At 45.6% G+C, this 24,488-nt stretch carries 22 protein-coding genes; 2 read left to right on the top strand and 20 right to left on the bottom strand.

The genetic code is table 11. The features are described 5' to 3' along the window. Positions 1–8: 8 nt before the first annotated feature. The 16 genes from ACUM5Y_RS05135 to ACUM5Y_RS05060 all read right to left on the bottom strand — a co-directional run bounded on the left by ACUM5Y_RS05135 (position 9) and on the right by ACUM5Y_RS05060 (position 17,707). Positions 9–947, bottom strand: coding sequence for a 2-hydroxyacid dehydrogenase (locus ACUM5Y_RS05135; RefSeq protein WP_445975792.1), 939 nt, complete (start codon positions 945–947; stop codon positions 9–11). Further along, positions 947–2,599: an ABC transporter ATP-binding protein gene (locus tag ACUM5Y_RS05130; RefSeq protein ID WP_445975791.1), complete on the bottom strand. Its 1,653-nt coding sequence runs from the start codon at positions 2,597–2,599 to the stop codon at positions 947–949. Before ACUM5Y_RS05130 ends, ACUM5Y_RS05135 begins: the two co-directional genes overlap by 1 nt. 1 nt (position 2,600) lies before the next feature. Continuing rightward, on the bottom strand, positions 2,601–3,440 hold the full coding sequence (locus tag ACUM5Y_RS05125; RefSeq protein WP_445975790.1) for an ABC transporter permease: 840 nt from the start codon (positions 3,438–3,440) through the stop codon (positions 2,601–2,603). Continuing rightward, positions 3,437–4,420 carry an ABC transporter permease gene (locus ACUM5Y_RS05120; RefSeq protein WP_445975789.1) on the bottom strand — a complete coding sequence of 328 codons (984 nt, stop codon included), beginning with the start codon at positions 4,418–4,420 and terminating at the stop codon, positions 3,437–3,439. The genes ACUM5Y_RS05125 and ACUM5Y_RS05120 overlap by 4 nt, the downstream gene beginning before the upstream one ends. A 53-nt stretch (positions 4,421–4,473) precedes the next feature. After that, positions 4,474–6,024 (bottom strand): ABC transporter substrate-binding protein, encoded by a 1,551-nt coding sequence (locus tag ACUM5Y_RS05115; protein ID WP_445975788.1) that lies wholly within the window; start codon positions 6,022–6,024, stop codon positions 4,474–4,476. A 67-nt stretch (positions 6,025–6,091) separates the two neighbouring features. Continuing rightward, on the bottom strand, positions 6,092–6,883 hold the full coding sequence (locus tag ACUM5Y_RS05110; RefSeq protein WP_445975787.1) for a class II aldolase/adducin family protein: 792 nt from the start codon (positions 6,881–6,883) through the stop codon (positions 6,092–6,094). Positions 6,884–7,284: 401 nt separating this feature from the next. Further along, positions 7,285–8,190 (bottom strand): LysR substrate-binding domain-containing protein, encoded by a 906-nt coding sequence (locus ACUM5Y_RS05105; protein ID WP_445975786.1) that lies wholly within the window; start codon positions 8,188–8,190, stop codon positions 7,285–7,287. Positions 8,191–8,231: 41 nt separating this feature from the next. Beyond that, positions 8,232–9,254: an endonuclease/exonuclease/phosphatase family protein gene (locus ACUM5Y_RS05100; RefSeq protein ID WP_445975785.1), complete on the bottom strand. Its 1,023-nt coding sequence runs from the start codon at positions 9,252–9,254 to the stop codon at positions 8,232–8,234. Beyond that, positions 9,248–9,877, bottom strand: a complete 630-nt coding sequence (cobO, locus tag ACUM5Y_RS05095; protein WP_445975784.1) for a cob(I)yrinic acid a,c-diamide adenosyltransferase — start codon at positions 9,875–9,877, stop codon at positions 9,248–9,250. Before cobO ends, ACUM5Y_RS05100 begins: the two co-directional genes overlap by 7 nt. A 3-nt stretch (positions 9,878–9,880) precedes the next feature. Then, positions 9,881–10,495 (bottom strand): trimeric intracellular cation channel family protein, encoded by a 615-nt coding sequence (locus ACUM5Y_RS05090; protein ID WP_445975783.1) that lies wholly within the window; start codon positions 10,493–10,495, stop codon positions 9,881–9,883. Between the two features lie 60 nt (positions 10,496–10,555). Beyond that, on the bottom strand, positions 10,556–11,161 hold the full coding sequence (locus ACUM5Y_RS05085; RefSeq protein ID WP_445975782.1) for a histidine phosphatase family protein: 606 nt from the start codon (positions 11,159–11,161) through the stop codon (positions 10,556–10,558). Continuing rightward, entirely contained in the window at positions 11,158–11,949 is a 792-nt protein-coding gene (locus ACUM5Y_RS05080; RefSeq protein ID WP_445975781.1) for an adenosylcobinamide-GDP ribazoletransferase, read from the bottom strand. The genes ACUM5Y_RS05085 and ACUM5Y_RS05080 overlap by 4 nt, the downstream gene beginning before the upstream one ends. Positions 11,950–11,951: 2 nt before the next feature. Then, positions 11,952–13,013: a nicotinate-nucleotide--dimethylbenzimidazole phosphoribosyltransferase gene (gene cobT, locus ACUM5Y_RS05075; protein ID WP_445975780.1), complete on the bottom strand. Its 1,062-nt coding sequence runs from the start codon at positions 13,011–13,013 to the stop codon at positions 11,952–11,954. Between the two features lie 13 nt (positions 13,014–13,026). Continuing rightward, positions 13,027–13,788: a 23S rRNA (guanosine(2251)-2'-O)-methyltransferase RlmB gene (rlmB, locus tag ACUM5Y_RS05070; protein ID WP_445975779.1), complete on the bottom strand. Its 762-nt coding sequence runs from the start codon at positions 13,786–13,788 to the stop codon at positions 13,027–13,029. A 68-nt stretch (positions 13,789–13,856) separates the two neighbouring features. After that, positions 13,857–16,436, bottom strand: coding sequence for a ribonuclease R (gene rnr / locus ACUM5Y_RS05065; RefSeq protein WP_445975778.1), 2,580 nt, complete (start codon positions 16,434–16,436; stop codon positions 13,857–13,859). A 467-nt stretch (positions 16,437–16,903) separates the two neighbouring features. Then, positions 16,904–17,707: a pyruvate, water dikinase regulatory protein gene (locus ACUM5Y_RS05060; protein WP_445975777.1), complete on the bottom strand. Its 804-nt coding sequence runs from the start codon at positions 17,705–17,707 to the stop codon at positions 16,904–16,906. 261 nt (positions 17,708–17,968) lie between these two features. Between ACUM5Y_RS05060 and ppsA the strand changes: the two genes are divergently transcribed. Next, positions 17,969–20,368 (top strand): phosphoenolpyruvate synthase, encoded by a 2,400-nt coding sequence (gene ppsA, locus ACUM5Y_RS05055; protein ID WP_445975776.1) that lies wholly within the window; start codon positions 17,969–17,971, stop codon positions 20,366–20,368. A 213-nt stretch (positions 20,369–20,581) separates the two neighbouring features. On the opposite strand, the gene ACUM5Y_RS05050 is transcribed toward ppsA, so the two are convergent. After that, positions 20,582–21,163: a 3'-5' exonuclease gene (locus ACUM5Y_RS05050; RefSeq protein WP_445975775.1), complete on the bottom strand. Its 582-nt coding sequence runs from the start codon at positions 21,161–21,163 to the stop codon at positions 20,582–20,584. Positions 21,164–21,279: 116 nt separating this feature from the next. Beyond that, positions 21,280–22,170 (bottom strand): DMT family transporter, encoded by an 891-nt coding sequence (locus tag ACUM5Y_RS05045; RefSeq protein ID WP_445975774.1) that lies wholly within the window; start codon positions 22,168–22,170, stop codon positions 21,280–21,282. Positions 22,171–22,295: 125 nt separating this feature from the next. Between ACUM5Y_RS05045 and ACUM5Y_RS05040 the strand changes: the two genes are divergently transcribed. Further along, positions 22,296–23,207: a LysR family transcriptional regulator gene (locus tag ACUM5Y_RS05040; protein WP_445975773.1), complete on the top strand. Its 912-nt coding sequence runs from the start codon at positions 22,296–22,298 to the stop codon at positions 23,205–23,207. Here ACUM5Y_RS05040 and ACUM5Y_RS05035 read toward each other — a convergent pair. Both ACUM5Y_RS05035 and ACUM5Y_RS05030 read right to left on the bottom strand, forming a co-directional pair. Further along, entirely contained in the window at positions 23,204–23,623 is a 420-nt protein-coding gene (locus ACUM5Y_RS05035; RefSeq protein ID WP_445975772.1) for a tetratricopeptide repeat protein, read from the bottom strand. The two genes, ACUM5Y_RS05040 and ACUM5Y_RS05035, sit on opposite strands and share 4 nt — an antisense overlap. Positions 23,624–23,800: 177 nt before the next feature. After that, positions 23,801–24,445, bottom strand: a complete 645-nt coding sequence (locus tag ACUM5Y_RS05030; RefSeq protein ID WP_445975771.1) for a peroxiredoxin-like family protein — start codon at positions 24,443–24,445, stop codon at positions 23,801–23,803. Positions 24,446–24,488 lie beyond the last annotated feature (43 nt).

Genomic DNA, 24,488 nt, shown 5'->3' with positions numbered 1-24,488 from the left:
ATCTCTACTTAATAGCCTTGGGTTGCTGCCACGATATTGTTCGGCATTTCGCCTTTGTTTAGCCGTCTAACTTCTTGGACCAAGTTCATCACTGCGGCCTGTGGGCGAACATCACTTGCATCATGTGGTGTCACAAGTATTTTGGGGTGTTGCCAGAGTGGGCTATCTTGCGGCAATGGTTCTTGGTCAAAAACATCGATTGAAGCGCCAGCCAAAGCCCCTTCTTCCAATGCCACTAAAAGGTCTTGAGACACCAAGTGTCCCCCTCGTCCTAGATGAATTAGATAGGCATTTTCTTTTAATTGAGAAAACAGCTGGGCTGATAAAATGCCTTGGGTCTGCTCTGTCAAAGGCAGCACACAGATCAGCACCTCTGTTCGTTGCAAGAAATCGGTTAGCTGCTTTTCACCACTAAAGACCTCAATGTCATAATCCGAAATTTGGGCACTGCTTTTTCGCCAACCCGCCACATCAAAGCCTAGGTTATGAAGGTCTATGGCCATTTTCTCTCCCATAAAACCTAAACCAAGAACGCCCACACTGATTTCTTCTGGTGCTCTCATGGGTAAGCGTTGCCAGATTTTCTGCGCTTGCTGGTGGCGATATTGAGCAAAATTACGTTGGTGATTAATCACATTCCATATTGCAAAGGTACTCATAATGGCCGCTTGCTGAGGGTCACGATTACGACAAACCATGACACCTTCATGTAAACTTGGGCAGGCCAAGATGCTGTCTACCCCTGCGGCAATGGAAGCGACTATACGTACATTCGGATAACGTTCAAAAAAATCATCTTCTGGAAACCAAAGCAAAGCGAAGGTTATCGCTAACGGATCTTCCACTTGATCACTACTAACCAACGTCATTTCATCTGAGTATTGATCAAAGCAAGCGACATAAGTCGACATATCTAAATAGCTGCTGTGAGCAATTCCATACAACATTAACCACACACTCCTTCACCCTGAGAAATGTTTTCATCACTCACACCTGAACGCCAACCCGCACCGGGTATCGACGCAATTAAGCTCTTGGTATATTCATGATTTGGCGATTCAAATACGTGCGTGGTTTCGCCCATTTCAACAATTTTGCCCTTCTCCATGACGATCACTCGGTCACACACTTGCGCGGCCACACGAAGGTCATGAACAACGAATAAAACCGCTAGATTTAGACGTTTCTTTAGATTTTCAATCAGTTCTAAAATTTGCGCCTGTACTGACACATCCAAAGCAGAAATAGCTTCATCGGCAACCAGCACTTCTGGGTCATGAGCTAAGGCTCGGGCAATACCGACTCTTTGTCTTTGGCCTCCAGAAAATTCATGAGGGTAGCGACTTAAAGCACTTTTCGGCAGTTCTACTAATTCCAATAAATCCGCTGCTTTTTGATACGCGACACTTGGCTCAACACCTTGAGCTATTGGGCCATCTGCAATAATTTGTCCGATGGTTTTACGAGGATTAAGAGACGCATAAGGGTCTTGAAACACCATTTGGATGCGTTTTCTAAAAGGGGTAAGCGCCTTACTTCCAAGGGATTGAATTTCATTTCCCGCTAAAAATATTTGTCCACTATCGGCTTCGAGTAAACGCACAACACATCGGCTTACTGTGGATTTACCAGAACCCGACTCTCCAACAAGCCCCAGTGTCTCACCTCGATGAAGCTCAAAATTTACGTTATCTGCAGCTTTCACAATTCGAGCCTTGCTAAACCAACTACCGCCGGTCGAATAGGTTTTGCAAAGGTCTTTAACTAATAGAATCGGGGGTTCTTGATAGACTTTGGCCTCTCGATGTGGAGAAACAAGGGGTGGCACAGCAGCGATCAATTTCTGGGTATACGGGTGCTTAGGGTGATTAAGTACCTCATCGCATTTACCAATCTCGACCAACTCGCCTTTTTCCATTACCACAACACGATCTGCGATTTCCGCTACCACGCCAAAGTCATGGGTGATAAACATCACTGCGGTATTATGCTTACGCTGCAGTTCTTTGATCAGTTTTAGTATCTGAGCTTGCGTTGTGACATCTAAGGCTGTGGTCGGCTCATCGGCTATCAGTATTGAAGGCTCAAGAGCTAACGCCATGGCGATCATTACACGTTGTCGCTGGCCACCAGAAAGTTGGTGTGGATAAGCCCGCAACATTTTCTTGGGATCAGGTAGACCCACATCCTCAAGTAATGCCAGTGTCCGCTCATAACGCTCTTTTGGTGTCATTTGAGTATGTATTAAAAATACTTCCGAGATTTGATCCTCAACACGCATTAACGGATTGAGTGCCGTCATAGGTTCTTGAAAGATCATACTGATACGGTTGCCACGTAACGCACGAGCGCGCTTTTCTTCCAGTGACGTTAAGTCATAGCTGTCAAAAGTCACGGCCCCTTGATCGACTTCAATCACTTTTGGCAATAGCCCCATGATGGCATTGGCTGTCATAGATTTTCCGGAACCTGACTCCCCTACAACACAGAGTAATTCCCCTGGCATCAAGTCATAGCTAATGTCGCGAATAGCAAATTCTCGATCACTACCTTCGGGTAAGCGTAGGCTTAATTTCTCAACTTTTAATAAAGGCTTCATATTAGTTCTCCCGATTACCAGATAGTTTAGGGTTCAAGGCTTCATTCAAGCCTTCGCCTAACAGATTGAGAGAAAGTACGGTTACCGCTATAGCGACGCCTGGGATAAAACTTAACCACCAAGCTTGTCGTAAAACCGTCTTAGCCGCGCCGATCATATAGCCCCAAGACATAATTTCTGGGTCTCCTAGGCCAAGGAAGGATAAGGACGATTCCAGCAAAATTGCGCTTGCTACCATTAAAGAAGCCAGCACTATGATGGGAGATAAGCTATTTGGCAGAATTTCACGCAGGATAATATTGCGATTTGTCTGGCCATTCAGTTTCGCCGCCAGCACGTATTCTTGGCTGCGCAAAGATAGAAACTCACCACGTACGAGGCGTGCAACAGGCGGCCAACTCACAATCGCAATAGCACCGGTTATGGAGTAAACAGAAGGTTCAAATATAGCCACCAAGACAATCGCTAACGCAAAACTTGGAACGGTCTGGAAAATTTCGGTGAAGCGCATCAAGACTTCATCGACCCAGCCACCGTAGTAGCCAGCATAAGCCCCTAAAGGAATACCGATAAGTAAGGCGATGGTCGTCGACACCAGACCCACTAGCAAGGATATGCGAGCACCATGAATCAATCCTGCCAACACATCTCGACCTAGGGTGTCTGTGCCCAAAATATATTGGTTGTTTTGAAAGGGTGGAATGAACGGCCTTTGCACCATTCTCCAAGGATTACCGTCATATAGATAAGGACCAAATACCGCAATGAGAATAAACATTGAAAGAATAGCAAAGCCAACCATAGCCACTTTGTTATGTGTTAAAGATTTTATGACATTCATTTTGAGAGCTCGATTCGTGGGTCAACGATGCAATAAATAACATCTGTGACCAAATTGAAGAGAACAACCATGGCGGATGAGATAAAGAAAACACCTAGTAGCAAGTTGTAGTCTCGCTGGAACAGTGCTTCAAACATCAATCGACCGATTCCAGGCCAGGCAAATACAGTCTCGGTGAGCACTGCCCCGCCAATTAATTGTCCTGCTTGCAAACCAGCCAGTGTAACCACAGGTAGCAAAGCATTACGCAGTACATGGTGAGTCGTGACACGAGAAGGCTTCATGCCCTTGGCCTTGGCTGTTTTGACAAAATCCAAACGGCTCGTTTCAATCATCGAAGTACGAGTCATACGGGCATATACCGCGGTAAAGAAAAGCCCTAGAGTTGTCGCTGGCAGAATTAGATGCAGACCAATATCTTTCACTTTTTCCCAGCCAGTCAGGTTCTCACCGACTGTTTGCATACCAAAACTTGGCAGCCAATTTAAATACACAGAGAAGAAAAGTGCGGCCATCATTGCCAGCCAAAAAAGCGGTGTAGCATAAAAAATCAATGCCGCGACTGTAATGACAGAATCCATAAATTTATGGTGTTTTGCGGCGGCAACCACTCCAGCAAGCACACCAAGCAGTAAAGACAAGGCAAATGCTGCACCGGTTAATAGCAAGGTGGCTGGCATGCGATCCATAATCAGATCGAAAACCGGCATTTGTTGTCGATAGGTAATCCCCATATCAAATTGCAATAAGTTGCTGACATAGATCCACAACTGATAATACAAAGGCTGATCTAGGCCAAACTGCTCTCTTAGTTGCTGAAGGAATATTTCATCCGTTGCACCCGCTTCACCCGCCATCACCTGAGCGGGATCACCCGGTGCCATACGAATCAAGAAGAAGTTAAAGATAGCAATAACCAACAACACCACTGCCCCTTTAACCAAGCGACCAGCAATATAAATTAGGGTTTGAACACTCATAGAAAAGATTACTCTTATTGAGGGAGCAAGCCGAAAGGCTTGCTCCCATTAGATTACTGTTTAATCCAAGCTGTACCGAAGGCATCATTGATACCGATGGCAGAGTCAACAAGGTTTTGTACTTTACAGTTGTAGATGGTTGGAAATTCCAGTTCCATCAGCCAAGCAACAGGAACATCTTCCACCAATTGATGCTGAATTTTGCTGTACAATTCTTCACGTTTGGAATCAGGGAAAGCCACTGCAGCTTCGTTAAACCACTGATCTACTTGTTTATTTACATAGCCTTCAGCGTTATTCCAAGGTGAACCTTTGGCAATATTGCTTGACAGGTAAGTACGAGATACGCCTAGTGCAGGGTCACCATATTGGTATAGATATGTGAAGGAAATATCGTAGTCCCAGTCAGCAATTTTCTGGTTCCAACCTGCAACATCCGTAGAAACAATCTTAGTTTTAATGCCCACTTCTTCTAGGTTTTGCTTAACAACTTCTGTCCAACGTTGCCAAGTTTCACCGTATGGCATTGCCATTAGACGAACAGGGGTGCCGTCATAGCCCATCTCTTTAAGTAACGCTTTAGCTTTCTTAGGGTTGTATTCATAATCCGGGATACTTTCATCAAAGAAAGTGGTTTTTGAACCGACAGGGCCTTTGGCAATTTTCCCGTAATCGTTCCAAAGCACAGACTTGGCAAACTCTCGGTCCATGGCGTACATAACAGCCTGACGGAAACGCTTATCCGCTGTAGGGCCTTGACGGTTGTTTAACCATAGCCAAGCATGAGGTGAGAAGAATTCCCAACCCTCGGTGGTAACACAGACATTGTCTAGCCCACTTAAGCGTGGCACATCAAAGTTTTCCACGGTTCCACCAGGCAAGACATCAATTTTTCCAGTTTCAAAAGCAACCGATCTTGAAGCCGCATCTGGAATAACATGCCAGTAAAGTTCATCAATATGAGGCAAGCCTTGAACGTGGTAATTTTCATTTTTTGCTAGGTGAATAAAGGAACCTTTTTGCCACTCTTTGAATACAAAAGGCCCTGTACCAATAGGATGGTGATTCGCTGGGTTTAATTTGTAATCTGTGCCTTCGTAAATATGCTTAGGCAACATTGGCGTGGTGCCAACTTCAAATAGTCGAATGAAAGGGCCAAACGGCTGTTTTAACTGAAACACCACTGTGTAGTCATCAGGCGCTGTGATGCTTTCAACAAACTCTAATGATGTGCGTAGTCTTGCATTTGTTTCACGCAATAATTTATCGATAGAGAAGACAACATCCGCGGATGTAAAAGGCTTGCCATCATGCCAAACAACGCCTTCTTTTAAATGAAAAGTCCATGTTTTACCATCTTCAGAGTTTTCCCAAGAAGTGGCCAACAGTGGGTGAGGAACCAAGTCTTTGTCGTAACGCATCAAACCTTCAAAGATGTTGCCGCCTACTTGTTGAGTAGTCGCATTAGAGTACATACCAATCATTAAGCTTGGTGGCTCAGGCTGAACAACCACATTGATAGTTCCTCCATCTTGCGCTTGGGCATAAACATTTGCAGTGAAAGGTAAGCAAGCGATTACCGCCCCCATCATTAGCTTTTTCATATTTCTCTCCTAGGTTCAAAATATTTAAATTTAAGTTGGCAAACTGCCAGTTCCACTATCAACATCATTACTCTTTATAAGAAGGCGACACCCTTTCTAGTAGTCTCAGGTACGCCAACCACTCCACATGAAAGCCGTCTTTCATACTCATTTCGGCAAATTGTTTATATTGGTGGTAAGTCAAATCACAGACCGATGAATCTATTTGATTAACAGGCTGACCACTGGCCAAAACAGACATTTGCACCTTACAAACACGCTCTAGGTTGAACATTAAAGTGAAGGCCTCACCGACACTTGACCCCATGGTCATCAGTCCATGGTTATCTAAAATCATCACCTTATTTTCGGCACCAAGGTCGTTTACCAATCGCTCCCTTTCTTCTAGGTTCAAAGCGATGCCTTCATACGCATGACGCGACACGCCGTAATAAAATTGCAGAGCCCACTGATTAATAGGCAAGATTCCAGTTTGAGTTGAAGCTACCCCCACACCAGCAACCGTGTGAGTATGTAAAGCACACTTCAAATCTGGACGCGCTTCATGAATAGCGGAGTGAATGGTGAAACCGGCAGGGTTTGCCCCCATGCTGCATGGGTCATTTATGATATTGCCGTCAAGATCAATGGTGACCAACTGACTGGCTTTTACCTCGCTGAAGCGAGTCCCATAAGGGTTAATTAAAAAATACTCTTTATCACCAGGAACACGGGCAGAGATATGGGTATAAATACTGTCGCTCATTTGAAAATGCTCAATCAAATGATATGCCGCTGCCAAATCAACCCGTACTCGTTCTTCTTCGGATAAATTAGGGTATATATCGGTTACAAAATCGGTTCCTGCCTCAACACTCATACAACTGCCTCTAATATCTTGTAAGCGTAAATTGATAGGCCGCTTTAAGGATGTGATCTACATCCATTCACTGCCTTAATTCGATTCTTGATCAGAAAAAAACCAATAACAATCGAATAATATTGACACCATTGTTCAATAAAATTTGACAATTAATGAAATTACAAAGACTAAAGATAAGAAATATTTAACTATGGGGATTATTTGCACTATATAAATGCACGAAATCAGGAATTTTAAGATTACGATTTAGAGATTACAGATATCGGCTAAAGGCCAATTAATCGATATTTCAGCCGTATAAAGAACCTTTTTTCCGTCTAAAAGGATATGTGAGGTTTAATATGGTGCGGATAAAACGCTTACGAGCACACATATAGTGCTCGACAAAAGCCTAGGTTTTATTGCTTGTCATAGCGGGATTGAGCGTCAGATAGAAGACTTTCTAACCACTCAACAAAGGAAAAAACTTCTTTTCTTTCGATTTTTTCTGGGGAGGTAACCAGATAATAGGCTCTTGGGGATTCTATACTTTTCTCGAAAGGTCGTATTAGCAACCCCTTAGCAAGCGCATCACCACTGACCATATTGTCACCAATGGCAATACCTTGGCCTGCAATCGCTGCTGACTGAACAAAATTAGCATCGGAGAAAACCACACCACCTTCCAGCTGAATATTACTCACGCCATTTGCGGCCAACCATACTCGCCAATCTGTTTGCCCCATAAGATGAAGTAAGGGCATTTTCACCAGGTTTGAAGGATGGCCCAAACCGCCTTGCTGATGAAAAAAATGGGGGCTACAGACAGGAAATAAGCGGATGGTCATCAGCTGTTTAACGTACTTTTCAGGCCAATTACCATTGCCATAAGTAATAAATAAATCCACATCATCGTTAGAGATGTCTCCAGGAAAACTTGGTGAGACAATATGCAGGGAAACTTTGGGATACTTTTGAGTGAAAGCAGAAAGCTTATGGCACAACCAATAGTTAGCAAGCCCAGGTGCACAACTAACCATCAATTCTCCCGTTACCTCCTCGCCATCATTAGCCCTCGACGCTTCCAGCAAAATCGTTAAGACCTTCTTTGCCTCATCGGCATAGTGCTTCCCTTGATAAGTGAGCGTCAAACCTCTGCCATCTTTTTGAGTCAGTGGGAATCCCAGTAAATCCTCTAATAAGTTCAACTGGTGACTCACTGCACTACGTGTCAGGCTTAACTCTTGAGCTGCAGCCGAGACACTGCCAAGTCGAGCAATGGCTTCAAATGCTCGCAATGCGGTAGTCGATGGATAACGCTTCATAGTGTCCTATTTTTTCTGTTTACTTATCAATAATGTAACACTTAAATATGAGAAAGATCAGCAAATACTAATCTATGATCGGAAGTGTGCTTGAGTAGCTGGGCCAATGGGTCTTGGGGTGCAGGCCAGAATATCCCTTGATTGATGAGTTTTAAGCCCTGACTTAAACGCACGTAATCTGCTTGCATGCGCCAAACTGCTGTGTGGTAAGGGCTATTATTGGCTCTAGGAGAATGTTGTTTACCACCAACACTTGTAGGGAAAGGGTATCGACCCATTTTAGGATGGTTTAAAAGCTGTTCAATGGCGCCCTGAAAAGCGTCACCTTCTTTTGAGGAAGCGTTTAAATCCCCCAGCAAGACAAAATCTTCCCCACTGAAGCCCCCTTGTCGGCCTTGATCATCATAAAAGTAGTTTTTCGTAGACAAATAGTCTGACCAAAAGCGTATTTCATCATGATTTCGGCAAGCATTGCGTCGCTCAGGGCCATCAAAGACTGGTGGAGTAGGATGAGAACACAAGCAGTGTAACTTGCGCTCCCCTATTTCAATTACCACATCCCAATGGGATTTTGAGGATAAGGGCAAAACATCGAGGTCTTGCTCATTAAACCAAGCTCGGCCATCTGGATGCTGAGGCATTTTTGCCGAGGGCATGTCTCGCCATAAGAAATGTTGGAAACTTCGGGACGCTTGATGGTCAATGGCAAAGCGGGACAGTAGCAGCATGCCATATTGACCGGGAAAGTGTCCGAAACCTAGGGCATCGGCCCCCACATCAGAGCACAGGCCATCTTTGTCGAAGTCCCGTCCTGACGCTTGCCCAGTATTGACGGGCAAATAGAAGGCATAAGGATAGTTTTGTTGCAGGGCAAGACGCTCAACCAGTGGCTCTATGGCATCATAATCCACTTCGTTAAGCAGTATGATATCTGCATTGATCTGTTCAAGCAGGCGCTCGGTGGCCAGTACCTGTTTGTCTGAACCACTGATAATAGCTTGTTTTAGCTCGCCTGCCCTATCACGGCTAAGAGCCGTGTTATAGCTTGCAACCCGTACTACCATTCAATACCGGCTTGGGCTTTTACACCGTTAGCAAAGGCGTGACGTTCGTTATTCACCTTACTATGAGTATCCACACTGTCCAGCAGTGCTCTTGGTGCCGTACGACCTGTCATCATGACATTTTGATGAGCGGGACGATTTGCCAAAGCTGCAACGAGATCGGCTTCGTTTAAGTAGCCATATTTGTACATGTAGGTGATTTCATCGAGCAAAACAAAATCAATATCAGGGTTAGCCAACACATTTTTAGCCAGTTCCCACGCCTGTTCAGCAGCTTTCTGCTCAAGTTCTGGGTCACGGGTTTCCCAAGTAAAGCCGTGTCCCATTACGTGAAACTCAACTTTAGGATGTTCGCCAAAAAACAGCTGCTCACCCGTAGCCTTACGACCTTTAATAAACTGAATCACCGCGCAAGATTGGCCGTGCCCTAAGGCTCTGGCCATAGTGCCAAACGCGCTGGAGCTTTTACCTTTACCAGTGCCGGTAAGAAGAATGGTGACTCCACGCTCCTCCGTTGCTGCTGCGATACGCTGGTCAACAACCGCTTTCTTTTTTAATAAACGGACTTCATTTTTCGCTGCTTGTTCTGCTTTTTGAGCAGAGGTATTGCCTGAATCACTCATCGATCACCTCTTTTTGTAGAGTAGCCAGCTCGGGTAATACAAGCCTTTATGTATAGCAAACACCCTTAGTATAAAGATTAAGGCCACTGCGTAAATCGAGTTAAATTCATGTGAAGGTATGTTTTTTTCTAGTAGCACCACCAAAGCTGCCCCCAAAAACGCCGGCGTGGCATAAAACTCTTTGCCCAATACTAACGGTGGTCTATGGCTTAATACATCGCGAATAATGCCCCCTGCTACCCCAGTGATGATACCCATGGTAATAGCGATTGAAGGGGAAAAACCCAGCAGCAATACTTTTTCAGTCGCCACTACAGTAAAAAGCGCTAGCCCAAAAGAGTCCGCATAATGGAACAGGGTTTGACGGTTTTCAATGATACGCACGGTAAAGAACGCAAAGGCCGACGACAAACACGCCACCCAGAGATAAGACGTATCTTTTACCCAATACACAGTTTCCACCGACAAAATTACATCACGTATGGTGCCTCCCCCTAGTGAGGTAACCATGCCTAAAAACAGCAAGGAAAATAGATCCATGTCTTTTTTGCCAGAGGAAATAACACCGGTAATGGCAAAGGCTGCAATACCTATCATGCCCAGAATATAAAGTAACATTTGATTTTTCTCACCAAGAACACACAAGGCTTATCTGATAAGCCTAATAAAATTAAGAGGTTAAAGTACCCAGTCCCCTGCCCCAAGGCGCTTTAACTGAATATAATCACCCATTATTTGCAGCTCTGTGACACTGCAAAAGCCAACATCAATGCGATGACATTGAGCTAATGGCCACTGGCAAAGCAAGCTCACCAATACCTTAATCACACCCGCATGAGCCACCAAGACACAAGCATCAAGTTCATCATGAGCCAATTGCGACCACCACTGCCATAAGCGTTGTGCAAGGTCTTGCAGAGACTCGCCTTCGTAGGGCGCAGTTGATACTATGTCTTGCATCCACAGGTCAATCTCTGTTTTCGGAATATCCTCCCAGCAGCGACCTTCCCATTTACCAAAATCCAATTCTTTTAACGCATCCACACTGTGAGAGCAGCCATCACTCAGATATTCCGCTAACAAGGCCGCACGGCTTAGCGGGCTATGGTAATAGGCACACCTAGCCTGAGAAGCCTTGGTAGAGGATGAAACATACTGAATAAGCTGTTGCTTAAGAGGCTCCGCTGATTGCTGCCAATTGGCCATTAGGGGAACATCAAGCTGCCCATAGCATAAGCCTTTTGTTACCTCAGGCTTAGGATGTCGAATTAGGAACAGCTTCACGTGTAGGAAACAAACAGGCAGAACAGAATTAATACCTCAGCGAACTGCTCACAGGCCCCTAAAGTGTCGCCATTGTAACCAGAAATTTTTTTCTGTAAGTAAAAGCGTAAGGCGGCAAGATACAAGATCACGATTAACAGGATATTGATAAGATCACTACCATCAAACGCCAACAGCCACATAAGAACAACGGGCACCAAGGCAACACCCCATTCTATAAGGTTAAGCTGCGCTATCATGCTTCTCGCCTTGCTCTGGCCTCCACTGACATAATCAAGGCTGTTCATTATCACTAAGGGGGTAAAGCGGGCGATAATATGCACCGCACACCAAGCGCATAACGCCAGTATTAGACCAAGAAAGGAATGGTTGATAACACTTAATAGCTCACTGAGCAGCAGCCATTTTAAACTCAAGGAAAACCACACAGATAAGGCCGCATAACTGCCAATCCGTGAGTCTTTCATTATTTTAAGCCTTTGCTCTGGCTCCCAGCCCCCCACAAGACCATCGCAAGCGTCCATTAAACCGTCTTCATGGAAGCCGCCAGTCAATAGCACGGCGGTGAGTAACATGAGCAAAGCTTGCAAAGAGGTAGACCAGTCAAACCATAGCGGCCAAGCACTCAACACAGCAACGATCAAGCCCACCCAAGGCAGGAAAGCCACAGGGGAAGTATGCTTCACCTCTTGTTGCCAATCTACTTTAATGGGCAGTCGGGTATAAGTTGAAAGGCTACGTTTAAAGCCTTGCCAATGAGGTTGCGCCAACTCTTTATAATGTTTCACCACTATTCGCCTTCGCTAACGCCTGCATGCTCAAAACTCGCCATCTTGTTCAAAAACACACAAGCACTCTTGATTAATGGGTAAGCCAATATTGCACCGGAGCCTTCACCAAGGCGTAAATCTAGGGACAAAATGGGCTCAGCGCCTAATTGTGCCAGCACTTGCTGGTGGGCCTGCTCATTAGATTGGTGTGCAAAAATAGCGTAATCCAGCACATTCGCCGACACCTTTTGCGCTAACATCAAGGCCACTGAACAAATAAAGCCATCCACCACAAACGCGGTTTTGTGCTGAGCGGCTTGTAGCATGGCACTGGCCATCGCAACAATTTCAAAACCACCCACCTGCTTCGCCAAGGTTGCTGCTGGCCAAGAGCTTGAAGCTTGACCTGTCTCTTGTTCTGCACGGGCAAGCGCCTTGGCGATTACCTTAGCTTTATGAGACACACCAGCGTCATCAAGCCCCGTACCGCGCCCAGCGGTCGCTTCACTGCTGGCCCCAGTCATGGCGCTCAGCATACAAGAAGAAACACCTGTGTTCCCTATGCCCATCTCGCCAAACATGAGTAAGGTGACACCCTCTTGCAGGGCTAAATCCACTTCAGCCACACCGGCGGCAATCGCTGCCGCTAACGCTTGGTCATCCATGGCCGCTTGGAGACTAATATCTTGCGTCCCATAAGCAACTTTTCGTTGCGCTAATAAAGGATGGTCCGCTAAGTCCGCTTTAACACCCACATCCACAATGCGTAAAGGCACCTGATGCTGCTGGCAAAACACACTGACTGCAGCGCCGCCTTGTAAAAAATTGACCACCATTTGCGGCGTCACTTCCTGCGGGAACGCACTAATACCCTGATCGACCACACCATGATCCGCTGCGAACACCAACATTTTGGCGTTATCGACCTTCGGGGTTAGGCTCTGCTGTATCTGACCCAATTTCAGGGCGATCGATTCTAGTTCACCTAGCGCCCCTAAAGGCTTGGTTTTCGTGTCTATTTTGTGGCGTAACTCGGAGACGAAATCGTCACTAATTGGCAAAATATTAAATTGATCAAACACAGTCACAGATCCTTTAAGCCTTTGCTGCTCGTTGGCGTACCACTTCGTACAAGCACACTCCTGTGGCAACCGAGACATTCAAGCTTGATACCACTCCCGCCATTGGCAGCTTCACAAGGTAGTCGCACTGTTCTCGAGTTAAGCGGCGCATGCCTTCCCCTTCAGCTCCCATAACAATGGCAGTGGGGATGGTAAAGTCTTGTTCATAAACGGTTTGCGTAGCTTCACCCGCTGTACCGAAAATCCACACACCTTGGTCTTGCAGTTTTTTCATGGTGCGCGCAAGGTTCGTTACCGCATAAACAGGCATACTTTCTGCCGCGCCACAGGCGACTTTACTCACCGTGGCATTTAGCGGTGCCGATTTGTCTTTTGGCATCACCACAGCATGGGCACCCGCTGCATCGGCGCTACGCAAACAAGCCCCTAGATTATGAGGGTCCGTCACACCATCTAGGATGATAATTAGGGGATTTTCTTCTAAACCCGCAATATAAGTATGCAGCTCGCCTTCATCACCCGCTTTGGTCATTGTGGTATAAGCCACCACGCCTTGGTGGACGACGCGTTCTTTTGTTTTGCTAAACAGCTGGTCGAGATCACGACGGGGAACAATGCTGTAGCGTACTTTTGCCTTTTTACATAACTGTACTAGGCGTTGAGTTTTTTTATCGTCGCGGCCTTCTTGAAAACGCACTTCTTTGACACGCTCAGGTTGCTGAGATAAGGCGTTTTCCACGGCATGCATGCCGTATATCCATTCTAAATCTGACATTTTTACGTTATTACTCTTAATTTTTGTGTGCTATTTAACACAATTTAATGCATCGCCCAGCCAGAAACTTAGTCGGCTGAACGAGGCTTAGCATTGTTCTTTTTCGCTTTTTTAGGCTTTTTCGCTTTGGCTTTTTTGGCAGCAGGCTTTTTACCCGCGCTATCCTTGGCGGCAGCTTGAGCCGTTTTCTTTTGTCTAACTCGTTTACCTTTAGAAGGACTACGGCGCTTTTTGGCTTTGCTTTTTGTATCTTTGCCATCTTTAGCAGCGTCTTTCTCTTTGCTAGCGTCAGCCGCTTCGGCTTTAGCTTTAGGCTTGCGAGGACGCCCACCCAACTCTATCGGCGGTAATTGTGCCAGCTGCATTTCCAGCTCAGTCAAATCGCTACGTTCCACTTTTGGACGACGCGGTTGCTGGCTGTTATCCAGGCTCAAATCAATCTTACGTTGCTCTAGGTTGACGCTGGCCACACGTACTTTAAGTGTGTCGCCAAGACGGAAGACACGACCAGTGCGTTCACCGATAATGGCTTGATGCTCCATATCGTGAACAAAGTAATCTTGCCCCAAACCAGAAATGTGGATCAGACCGTCTACAAACAAGCCTTGCAGTTCCACGAATAAACCAAAGCCAGTAACCGCTGTCACAACACCATCAAAGGCTTCGCCCAAATGTTGCTCCACATACTGACATTTCAGCCAAGCTTCTACATCACGGGTAGCTTCATCGGCACGACGTTCACTTTGCGAACAAGAATCGCCGAAGCCGTCCATATCCGCATGGTCATAACCGTAGATTTTATTGGCTTTTAGGGTTGGGCTGCCTGCCACACGATGTGCTTGACGCACCACAGGGCGACCTTCGCCACGAATCAAGTAACGAATCGCACGGTGTACCAATAAGTCAGGGTAGCGACGAATTGGAGAGGTAAAGTGAGTATAAGCTGGGTAATTTAGACCAAAGTGTCCCATGTTATCGGCTTGATAAACCGCTTGAGACATGGAACGCAGCATCATAGTTTGAATACTACGGGCATCGGCACGGTCTTTGATTTGCTCGGCCAGTTGCGCGTAATCATCTGGCGTTGGTTTCAAACCACCAGATAGCTCAAGTCCTAATAGGCCAAGATAGGTGCGCAGGTTAAGTAAGCGATCTTCTTTTGGCCCTTCATGGACACGGAACAGGGCAGGTAAATCCGCTTTTAGCAGTAATTCTGCGGTTGCTACGTTCGCACACAACATGCACTCTTCAATAAGTTTGTGCGCATCGTTTCTTTCTACAGGCACGATATGCTCGATTTTTGAATTTTCATCAAAAACCATGCGAGTTTCTACTGTATCAAATTCCATCGCACCACGTTCGTCACGAGCCCCTTTAAGGGTATGGTACAAGCCATTCAGATCATCAATATGAGAGACAATCGAGGCATAACGCTCGCGCAATTCAAGCCCTTGTTCTTCTGGCTCTTCAGCGATCATTTTCGCAACTTTGGTGTAAGTTAGACGTGCATGGGATCGAATCAAGCCTTCATAAAACTTGTAACCACGCATTTTACCTCGAGAGGTAAGGGAAATTTCCGCCACCATGGCCAGACGATCAACATCAGGGTTCAATGAACATAAACCGTTTGATAGTACTTCTGGCAGCATAGGAATAACACGACCCGGGAAGTACACAGAGTTCCCGCGCACAATGGCTTCTTCGTCCAGTGCTGTGCCTTTTTTCACATAGTGAGAAACATCGGCAATGGCGACAAATAGTTTCCAGCCACCCGGAGTTTTTTCACAATATACCGCGTCGTCAAAGTCTCTGGCATCTTCACCATCGATGGTAACAAAGGGTGTATCACGCAAATCAACACGATTGGCTTTGTCTTCTTCGGCCACTTCTGTGGTGAAATGCTGAGTTTGCTGGGCAACGGCTTTTGGCCATTCATGGGGGATTTCAAAGCGGTGCATAGCCACGTCTATCTCAAGACCCGGTGCCATGAAGTCTCCCAAAATTTGCTTCACCAGACCTTGGAATGGCTTACCACGCTCTGCATAGGCAACAATTTCTACCACCACGTACTGACCGTGTTTTGGTGTTAAGCCAGAGTCTTTAGTGATCAGAATGTCTTGGGCGATACGAGGGTTTTCTGGGGTTACAAACGCGGTGCGGCTTTCTTCGTAGTAGCGACCCACTAAACGGGTGTGTTTACGCTCTAGAACTTCAACGATCACGCCATCTAAGCGACCTTTCACACTGCGCCCTGATAAACGCGCTTTAACCTTGTCGCCGTCCATCACATTTTGCATTTGGCGCGCCGAGATAAAGATATCATCATCCGAAGCTCGCAATAGAAAACCATGGCCTTCTTTATTGCCTTGGATGTAACCTTCAATCAGCTCACTTTCGAGCACAGGAGTGTATTCGTCATTGCGGTTGCTGTTTAGCTGGTGATCACGACACATGGCGATAAGACGACGACGTAGTGCCTCAATCTCATCTTCCCCTTGCAGGGCAAACTCTCCACATAAATCTAGATGCCCGTAGGCTTTATTTTGCTTCGCGAGGAATTCAAGAATGAACTCGCGGCTGGGTACAGGGTTATCGTACTTAGACGCTTCGCGTTGTTTATGTGGGTCGTTAATATTTTTATTACTCAATGTTTATTATCCTTGGTTTAAAAAGAGACGTTTACTCAGGTGCCGTTCATCTTTTCGGCGTTACTGTGGCTATGTTTGCCACGCACTGAGTGCATCAGTCTCAAAATAAGGTGTCATCTGTAGGCAGTATTTTGGAAACCTTTAACACACCTTACTGTTTAGAACCTTTGCAGCGCCCTGTTTCTCTCTAAACCAAGTCGCTAACCAGTTCAATTAGCCGCTATTATAGAGCATTCTGCCTTAATACTCTTTAAGTAACGGAATATGTTCGCCGATTCAATCAACTTCCTTTATGAAATTTGGTAATTCCACAACAAAATGGATATTTCATCGATCATTTCATCATTAAACTAGCTGATTTTGATGACATTTTGACCTATCAAAAACTTTTTTATCACCTAATCGTCTACTTTATGAGCGTTTTAAGCTGACACATCGAATAATTCGATAAGTTTTAGGGTTTTCACTCACTGTCTATGCCGCACTAATTGCATCTCTGCCATCACTTTGGTGGAAATTTCTTCCACAGAGAGTTTAGTAGAGTTCAAAAAAGGAATCCGCTCTTGGCGATATAAGGACTCCACTTCTTCAATTTCATAGCGACATTGTCGTGGCGAAGCGTACTTACTGGCCGCCATTCGGCCTGTGCGAATTTCATGCAGTCGCTGGGCATCTATGGTTAAACCAAAAAGCTTTTTCTTGTGCTCTTTTAGCACTCGGGGCAAGCCCACTGCAGCAAAATCGTCCTCTGTGATGGGATAGTTGGCGGCCTTAATGCCGTACTGCATAGCGAGATACAAACTGGTTGGGGTTTTGCCCGATCGAGAAACCCCCAACAGAATAATATCCGCTTGATCAAAGTTCTTTACAGACACCCCATCATCGTTCGCTAGGGCATAGTTTATGGCGTCTATACGGCCATCATAGACACCTTCTTTCATACCATGAGCTTTTTGTGCCGTGGGCTGAGCTGGCACACCCAAAGCTTTTTCAATGGGCGATAGCAAATCACCAAACAGGTTATAACAATGGCAGTCACAGGACTGAATAATCTCTCTTATGGCAAGGTCTGCAATGGTATAAAACAGCAGGGGTGGCACACCATTTCCCACCTCTAAGTCGACCTGCTTTTTCAACCCATAAGCCTGATCCTTGGTGGTTAAAAAAGGCACACTCTGGGTATCTACTGCCACATCAAAAAACGACAACATTGCCGAACCAAATACCTCAGCCGTAATAGCTGTGCCATCAGATACGAAGTACACCTTCATGAAATTTTCCTTATTTTGTTGTTATGTAACGACATTTATTTTTTCGATTGAAATAAAACTACATCGAATAATCGATTTTATTCCCCTGCTCGCTCCTACATACAATGACTCCAGACCTAGTGTTTTGACAAGTAGCTGTTCGTCACTGGTGTCATGGAAAGGGGGCTGAACTTAACCCATGGTTCAAACCTTCTTTCAAAACGCGACATAACAATCATGTTAGTAAAAATAAAATTCAACTAACGTAATCTGGAGGCTCAAGTGAGCAAGTTTATAAAGTGGTTCAAAGATCTTCGTTTAGAAGATGTCGGTGAAGTTGGCGGTAAAAACGCCTCTTTAGGAGAAATGATTTCTAACCTGACAGACCTTGGTATCCAAGTACCAAATGGTTTCGCGACCACTTCCTATGCTTATCAAAGCTTCCTAACTGAAAGTGGCCTCGACAATAAAATTCATCAAACTCTAGATGCCCTAGATGTGGACGATGTACACGCCCTTGCTGAGGCGGGTATAAAAATCCGTCAATGGGTGGAAGAAGCCAATTTTTCAGACGAATTTAACCAAGAAATTGAAGCCGCATTTGCCATCCTATGCGATGACAATGCCGAAGACAGCTCTTTTGCCGTGCGCTCGTCTGCCACCGCAGAAGACTTGCCAGATGCGTCTTTTGCTGGTCAACAAGAAACCTACTTGAATGTGGTTGGGCTTGCCGACATCAAAGCCTCCATTAAACGAGTGTTTGCCTCTTTATTTAATGATCGTGCTATCTCATACCGTGTGCACCAAGGTTTTGAGCACCAAGGTGTTGCCCTATCTGCTGGTATCCAAAAAATGGTACGCAGTGACATCGGTGCTTCTGGTGTGCTGTTCACCCTTGATACTGAGTCAGGGTTTGACGAAGTGGTCTTCATCACGGCAGCTTACGGTCTTGGGGAAATGGTCGTACAGGGTACGGTCAATCCTGATGAATACTATGTTCATAAACCAACATTGGCCGCTAAACGCCCTGCTGTGGTACGCAAAAGTTTGGGCAGCAAAGCGCAAAAAATGGAATACGCTGAAGCCGGTAGCGACGATGAATTTGTCAAAATTGTACCGGTCACACTGGATGCCCAAAACCGCTTTGCTCTAACAGATGATGAGATTCAAGACTTAGCACGACAAGCCTGCATCATTGAAGAACATTACCAACGTCCAATGGACATTGAGTGGGCCAAAGATGGTGTCGATGGCAAGATCTACATAGTTCAAGCTCGCCCAGAAACTGTCCGCAGCCAAGGCAGCGCGCAAAGTATGGAGCGCTTTAGCCTAAAAGAAACAGCGCCCGTCATCATTACCGGTCGTGCTATTGGTCACAAAATCGGCACAGGTGAGGTGAAAGTCTTATCTTCTATCACGGAAATGGATCGTATCCAGCCGGGGGACATTCTGGTCACGGACATTACCGACCCAGATTGGGAACCTATCATGAAGCGGGCTTCTGCCATTGTCACTAACCGTGGCGGCCGTACTTGTCACGCGGCGATCATTGCTCGTGAGCTAGGCATACCTGCGGTCGTCGGTTGTGGTGATGCCACACAAGTCTTGCAGGATGGCCAAAAAGTCACTGTGTCTTGTGCACAAGGTGACATGGGCTTTGTTTACCAAGGGGAACTGGCGCTTGATGTGATCACCTCGGAAGTGGGCAATATGCCAGAGCTGCCAGTGAAAATCATGATGAACGTGGGTAATCCTAACCGTGCTTTCGACTTCGCTATGCTACCGAATGCTGGTATCGGTCTGGCGCGCTTAGAATTCATTATCAACCGTATGATTGGTATTCACCCGAAAGCGCTACTGAACTACGAGACAATGACACCTCAGCTACAAGAGGAAATCGATCATCGTATTGCGGGTTACCAAGGGCCAGTTGAGTTCTATGTAGACAAGCTAGTAGAAGGGGTTGCCACGCTGGCCTGCTCTTTCTCCAATAAGCCTGTCATCGTGCGTTTATCGGACTTTAAATCAAACGAGTACCACAACCTAGTGGGTGGGCCTTTGTTTGAACCGGACGAAGAGAACCCAATGCTCGGTTTTCGTGGTGCTGCTCGCTACATCGATGACTCGTTCCGCGACTGCTTTGCCTTGGAGTGTGAAGCCATTCGCCGAGTCCGTAACGACATGGGCTTTACCAATGTGCAAATCATGATCCCCTTTGTGCGCACCCTAGAAGAAGCTCAGCAAGTCACCGAACTGCTAGCGGAGCAAGGCTTAGCAAGAGGCGAAAACGGCTTAAAAGTCATCATGATGTGCGAACTGCCATCTAATGCCTTACTGGCTGAAGACTTCTTAGAATACTTCGATGGCTTCTCCATTGGCTCTAACGATTTGACCCAGCTAACCCTAGGGTTAGACCGAGACTCTGGCTTGATCGCAGATAAGTTTGACGAGCGTAACCCAGCCGTTAAAAAACTGCTTAAACTTGCCATTGAAGCTTGTCGAGCTAAGGGAAAATATGTGGGGATTTGTGGCCAAGGCCCTTCTGACCACGCGGATTTTGCAGACTGGTTAGTAGAGCAAGGTATCGAGAGTATGTCCCTTAACCCGGACACAGTCATCGAAACTTGGCTACACCTAAAAGAAGTATTGGAAGACAAAGCACTTAAACAAAGTGCCGTTTAGAAATTTCCGAATAGGTCGACTAACAAGACCTTAAGGATCACGACTGCTTTCTCTACAGGTATCTGTAGTGATTCAGATAGCCGCTTAGCGGCGGCACGTTACTCCTTTAATTGTAACGTTACTCTCTAGTTTTATAGCCTCGCTTGCGGGGCTTTTTTTTGCCTATGGCACAGCTATTTCAGCACAAATACATTGCTAAATGCGTCTAAATCACTAGTTGTTTTGTAAAGCTAACTCGATACAAATAGCACAATGGGCATCGTTAGCAGCATAGAGTACCTGCTCTTTTCTTAAAGGGTAACGGGCCCAGTTCGAACGTTGAGCACCTTTGCTCAGACGGGTTTTCAGCACCATAGCCACACCCGCTCTGGCACCGATACTGTTTTTTTCACCGACTAGATGCTTCAAGGTGATCGATAAATCTTTGGTGTTTTCTATGTCGATCGCCAATTTATTTCGCAGTTCTTTTTTATCGTCCTTTAATCCAAAACCTATTTTTTGAATGTCAGGATTCGCCAAAATCTGCGCCGCCGCAGCCATAGCCGCAGGAAAACGTCGAAAAAAAAGGAAACCTTGATGCTCAGTGGCGAGTTGTATCAGCACAGGCCCAGGACTCACTTCCCCCTTACGAAACATGGGCTTACTTTCTGTATCGAAACCAACACTCGCCTGAGCGGACAGAATCGCTAAGGCTTGCTGAGCATCCTGCTCTGTTTCCACCAAACTTATATTTTCAAGGCTCAGTCCCTGGTAGGGAGGTAATAATCGTATTTCTTCTTTGCTCGGACGCTGCATTTTGACTTACTTCACTTTCTTCTCAGACAGCTACTAAACGAGCTGATTGCCATCAGTTTACCCGATTCCCCCTTAACAAGGTGAGCAAAAAACACCGTGGATAATTCGTTCTAGGACTAAGTAGATACCACAGAACCTGAGTTTTGCTGACGCATTTCTTGTCGAATAAGTAATGCGGCGAAGATTAACAACATGGCGGTGATGTCTAAGCGATCTAGTGGTTGGGACAATAAAACAGCTCCTGTCATTAAGGCGACCACCAGCTCAAGTGAACCTGCGATGGTGTTTTTGTCCACCGAGGACTTGGTTGCCCCCATCATAAACAACACCTGAGGTAACGCTGCCGATAACAGTGCAATGCCCCCAAGTGCAAAATAGCCTTCCATACTAACGGGAAGTAACTGCTCGGGAGCTTGCCAGAGCGTAAGGGGCAACAAGATCACAACATGACCAAGAGTGATCCATGCCATGCGTTGTTTAATGGGCAAAAAATGCTTAGGTTTAGATAAATACTGCACTTGGGTGGCCACAGCCAATGGCGCCATAAAGCAGCCAATAATGGCCATATAGGCTTCACTCGACAAGCCTTCTGGACGAACGGTTAAAGAGGCTGCGATGGCCACTAAAGCACCCGATACAAGGGTATTCTGCGAAACCCCACGTTTGAACCAAAACCAACCGATTAACACGCTAAATAACGGATAACTGTAATAGATTAATATGGCTGTAGCGGCGGGAATGATTTGTAACGCATAAAAGTAAGCAAAAATGGCCACCCCACCCATCATCCCTAAAGCAAGACTACGTGCCACCTCCCCTCTATTTTCACGCTGGCACTTTAAAAATCCAGAAAATAATAAGGCCGGCAAAATAAAGCGACTTAAGCTCACTACCTCGGCACCAAGCCCTTGTTGAAACAACAATTGTGCGAAAAATGGATTTAAACCATAAAAACAAGCCGCCATGAGCACCAAATAATGACCAGTTTTATCTTGTTGAGTTTGCATAGCACCCTTATTCACCGTGAAATAAAAACTCACTCTAAGGCATAATAGATGAACAAAATAATGAATAATTATTCCAATTGATTAATAATTTACATCTATTTCATTTATCGAGTGGCTATTTGGCTATGCAATTGGACATCAAACATTGGCAAATGCTGACTGCCATAGATAAAGCTGGCACCCTCAGGAAAGCGGCTCAAGCCTTGGCGATTAGCCAATCAGCCCTAAGCCATAGATTAGCGGAAGCTGAGCGACGCTTAGGTGGTAGCCTATTTGAAAAAGAGGGTCGAGGGCTGCGCTTAACTCCGGCTGGACGTGCCATGACGCAAACAGCCAATCAAATTATTCCCATACTGCAACGAGCAGAATTTGACTTTCAGCAACTGGCCCACAAACAAGCGTATGTGGTGCGCTTTGGTATTGCCGCTTACACCTGCTATCACTGGCTGCCCGCTTTCTTAAGGTTTTTAAAAGAAACAGAACCTAGACTGCAATTAGAATTAGTTGCCTCTGCTACCCAAAACCCTTTGACCAGCTTACAACAAGGGGATGTGGATGTGATCTTAGCGCCTGGCCACCTAACACAACCTGGCGTCGAAGCTTATCAGGTCTTCAAAGATGAACTGGTTTTAGTCACTCACCCTTACCATAAATTGGCAAGCAAGGCCTTTATAGAGGCCGCAGATTTAACCAGTGAAGACTATTTAACTTACAGTAAAAGCGCCCAACCTGGCTTTGAATATGAAAGGTTTATTCGACCTTCTGGAGTACTTCCCCACCTTGTGACCGTTGTTGAAGCAACAGATGCGATACTTGAATTAGTGGCGGCAGGATTTGGTGTGAGTATATTGTCCCGCTGGGCGATACAAGCCAGCTTAAAGAACAACACATTAAAAGCCGTGAGTTTAGGAGAACATGCCCTAGGGTTAGAATGGTCAGCATTAATCCGCCAAATTGAGTCAGAAAATTCTGGCGCCCGAATGGTCGCCAGCCTGTTAGCTCAATGGTTTGCCGACCAAAACGACAAGCTAGCCTAAGCAGATTCCAGCTTTTTAATGAGCTGCTGAATCTCTGTCTTTAAATCTTTATCGATAATATTCTGAGCATTGGTTTTGGCTTGTTGCAAACTCACTAAGGCAGCTTGAGTGTCACCCAGCTCAACCTTCAATAACGCCACAGAATAACCAATGGAAGCCATATATTCTTGGGCATTTTTTGCCTTGGCTTTGCTCAGGGCCTTTTCATAAATACTAATCGCTAAATCAAAATCATCGGTAAAATCCCCAAGGGTTTCCCACTGCACTGGATGATCTTTATCGCTGCCATCATGCAGCTCACATAGCTGCTTAAGCTTCGTATAATGCCCATCAAAGCTTGCTTGATCTTTTTTCTGAGCCGCCGTCATTAACGCCTTCGCCAATCGATGGACTTCTTTATACACTCTTGTGTTCATGGGTACTTACTCTTGCGTCGCTAATATTGAGGGTGACTAATGGTAGAGCAATTATATGATGAAACCACTCTTTAATGGCTATTTGCCTTACCCAAATGCAAAAAGCCAGCTTATCGTTCCCGATAAGCTGGCTAATGCTGTTAAGGCTGCGTCATAGGCAACGCAATCAGAACACTCTTATAGAGCTTTAAGAGCCTCTACAATTTCAGCAGGCTCTTGGCGAGCTGTGTAGTCTGCATCAACAAATGCGCTAGCAACAGTACCATCTTGTGCTATAACAAAAGTCGCCGCCAATGGTAGATCAAATTGACCTTCGCCATTGTGTTTTTCTACATCGATGCCAAAAGACAGGTAAATTGGGCGCAGCTCTTCTGGTAGAGAGAACACCAAGCCTAGGCTCTTAGCGTAAGCAGAATTAACATCGGATAGTACTTCAAACTCTAGAGCATTTTTCTCTGCAGTAGACAAAGACGCATCAGGCAATTCTGGTGTGATGGCAACAAGTGTAGCATTTTGCGCTTTAATGTTTGCTAGCTGATCTTGGTAAGCTTTTAGCTCAAGATTACAGTATGGGCACCAACCGCCACGGTAGAAAGTCACCACAACAGGTCCTTTCGCCAATAGCGCTGCCAATGTCACTTCGTCACCATTTTGGTTAGGTAAAGAGAATGCTGGCAGTGTGTCTGCCACTTTAGGGGCTTTATCCACAATGCCAGAATCTGCCAAGTTTTGAGTGGCTAGCTTCATAAGCTCTTGAACGTTTAATGGCGCTTTTTGTACAAAGCCAGCTTTATATTCTGCAATCTGATCTTGTAAAGACATGAATAACCTCAGCAATAAAATTTATCTTGAACAGGTATTCAAA

This window comes from Marinomonas dokdonensis, assembly GCF_052747885.1.
This window is presented reverse-complemented; position numbering and strand designations above follow the sequence as displayed.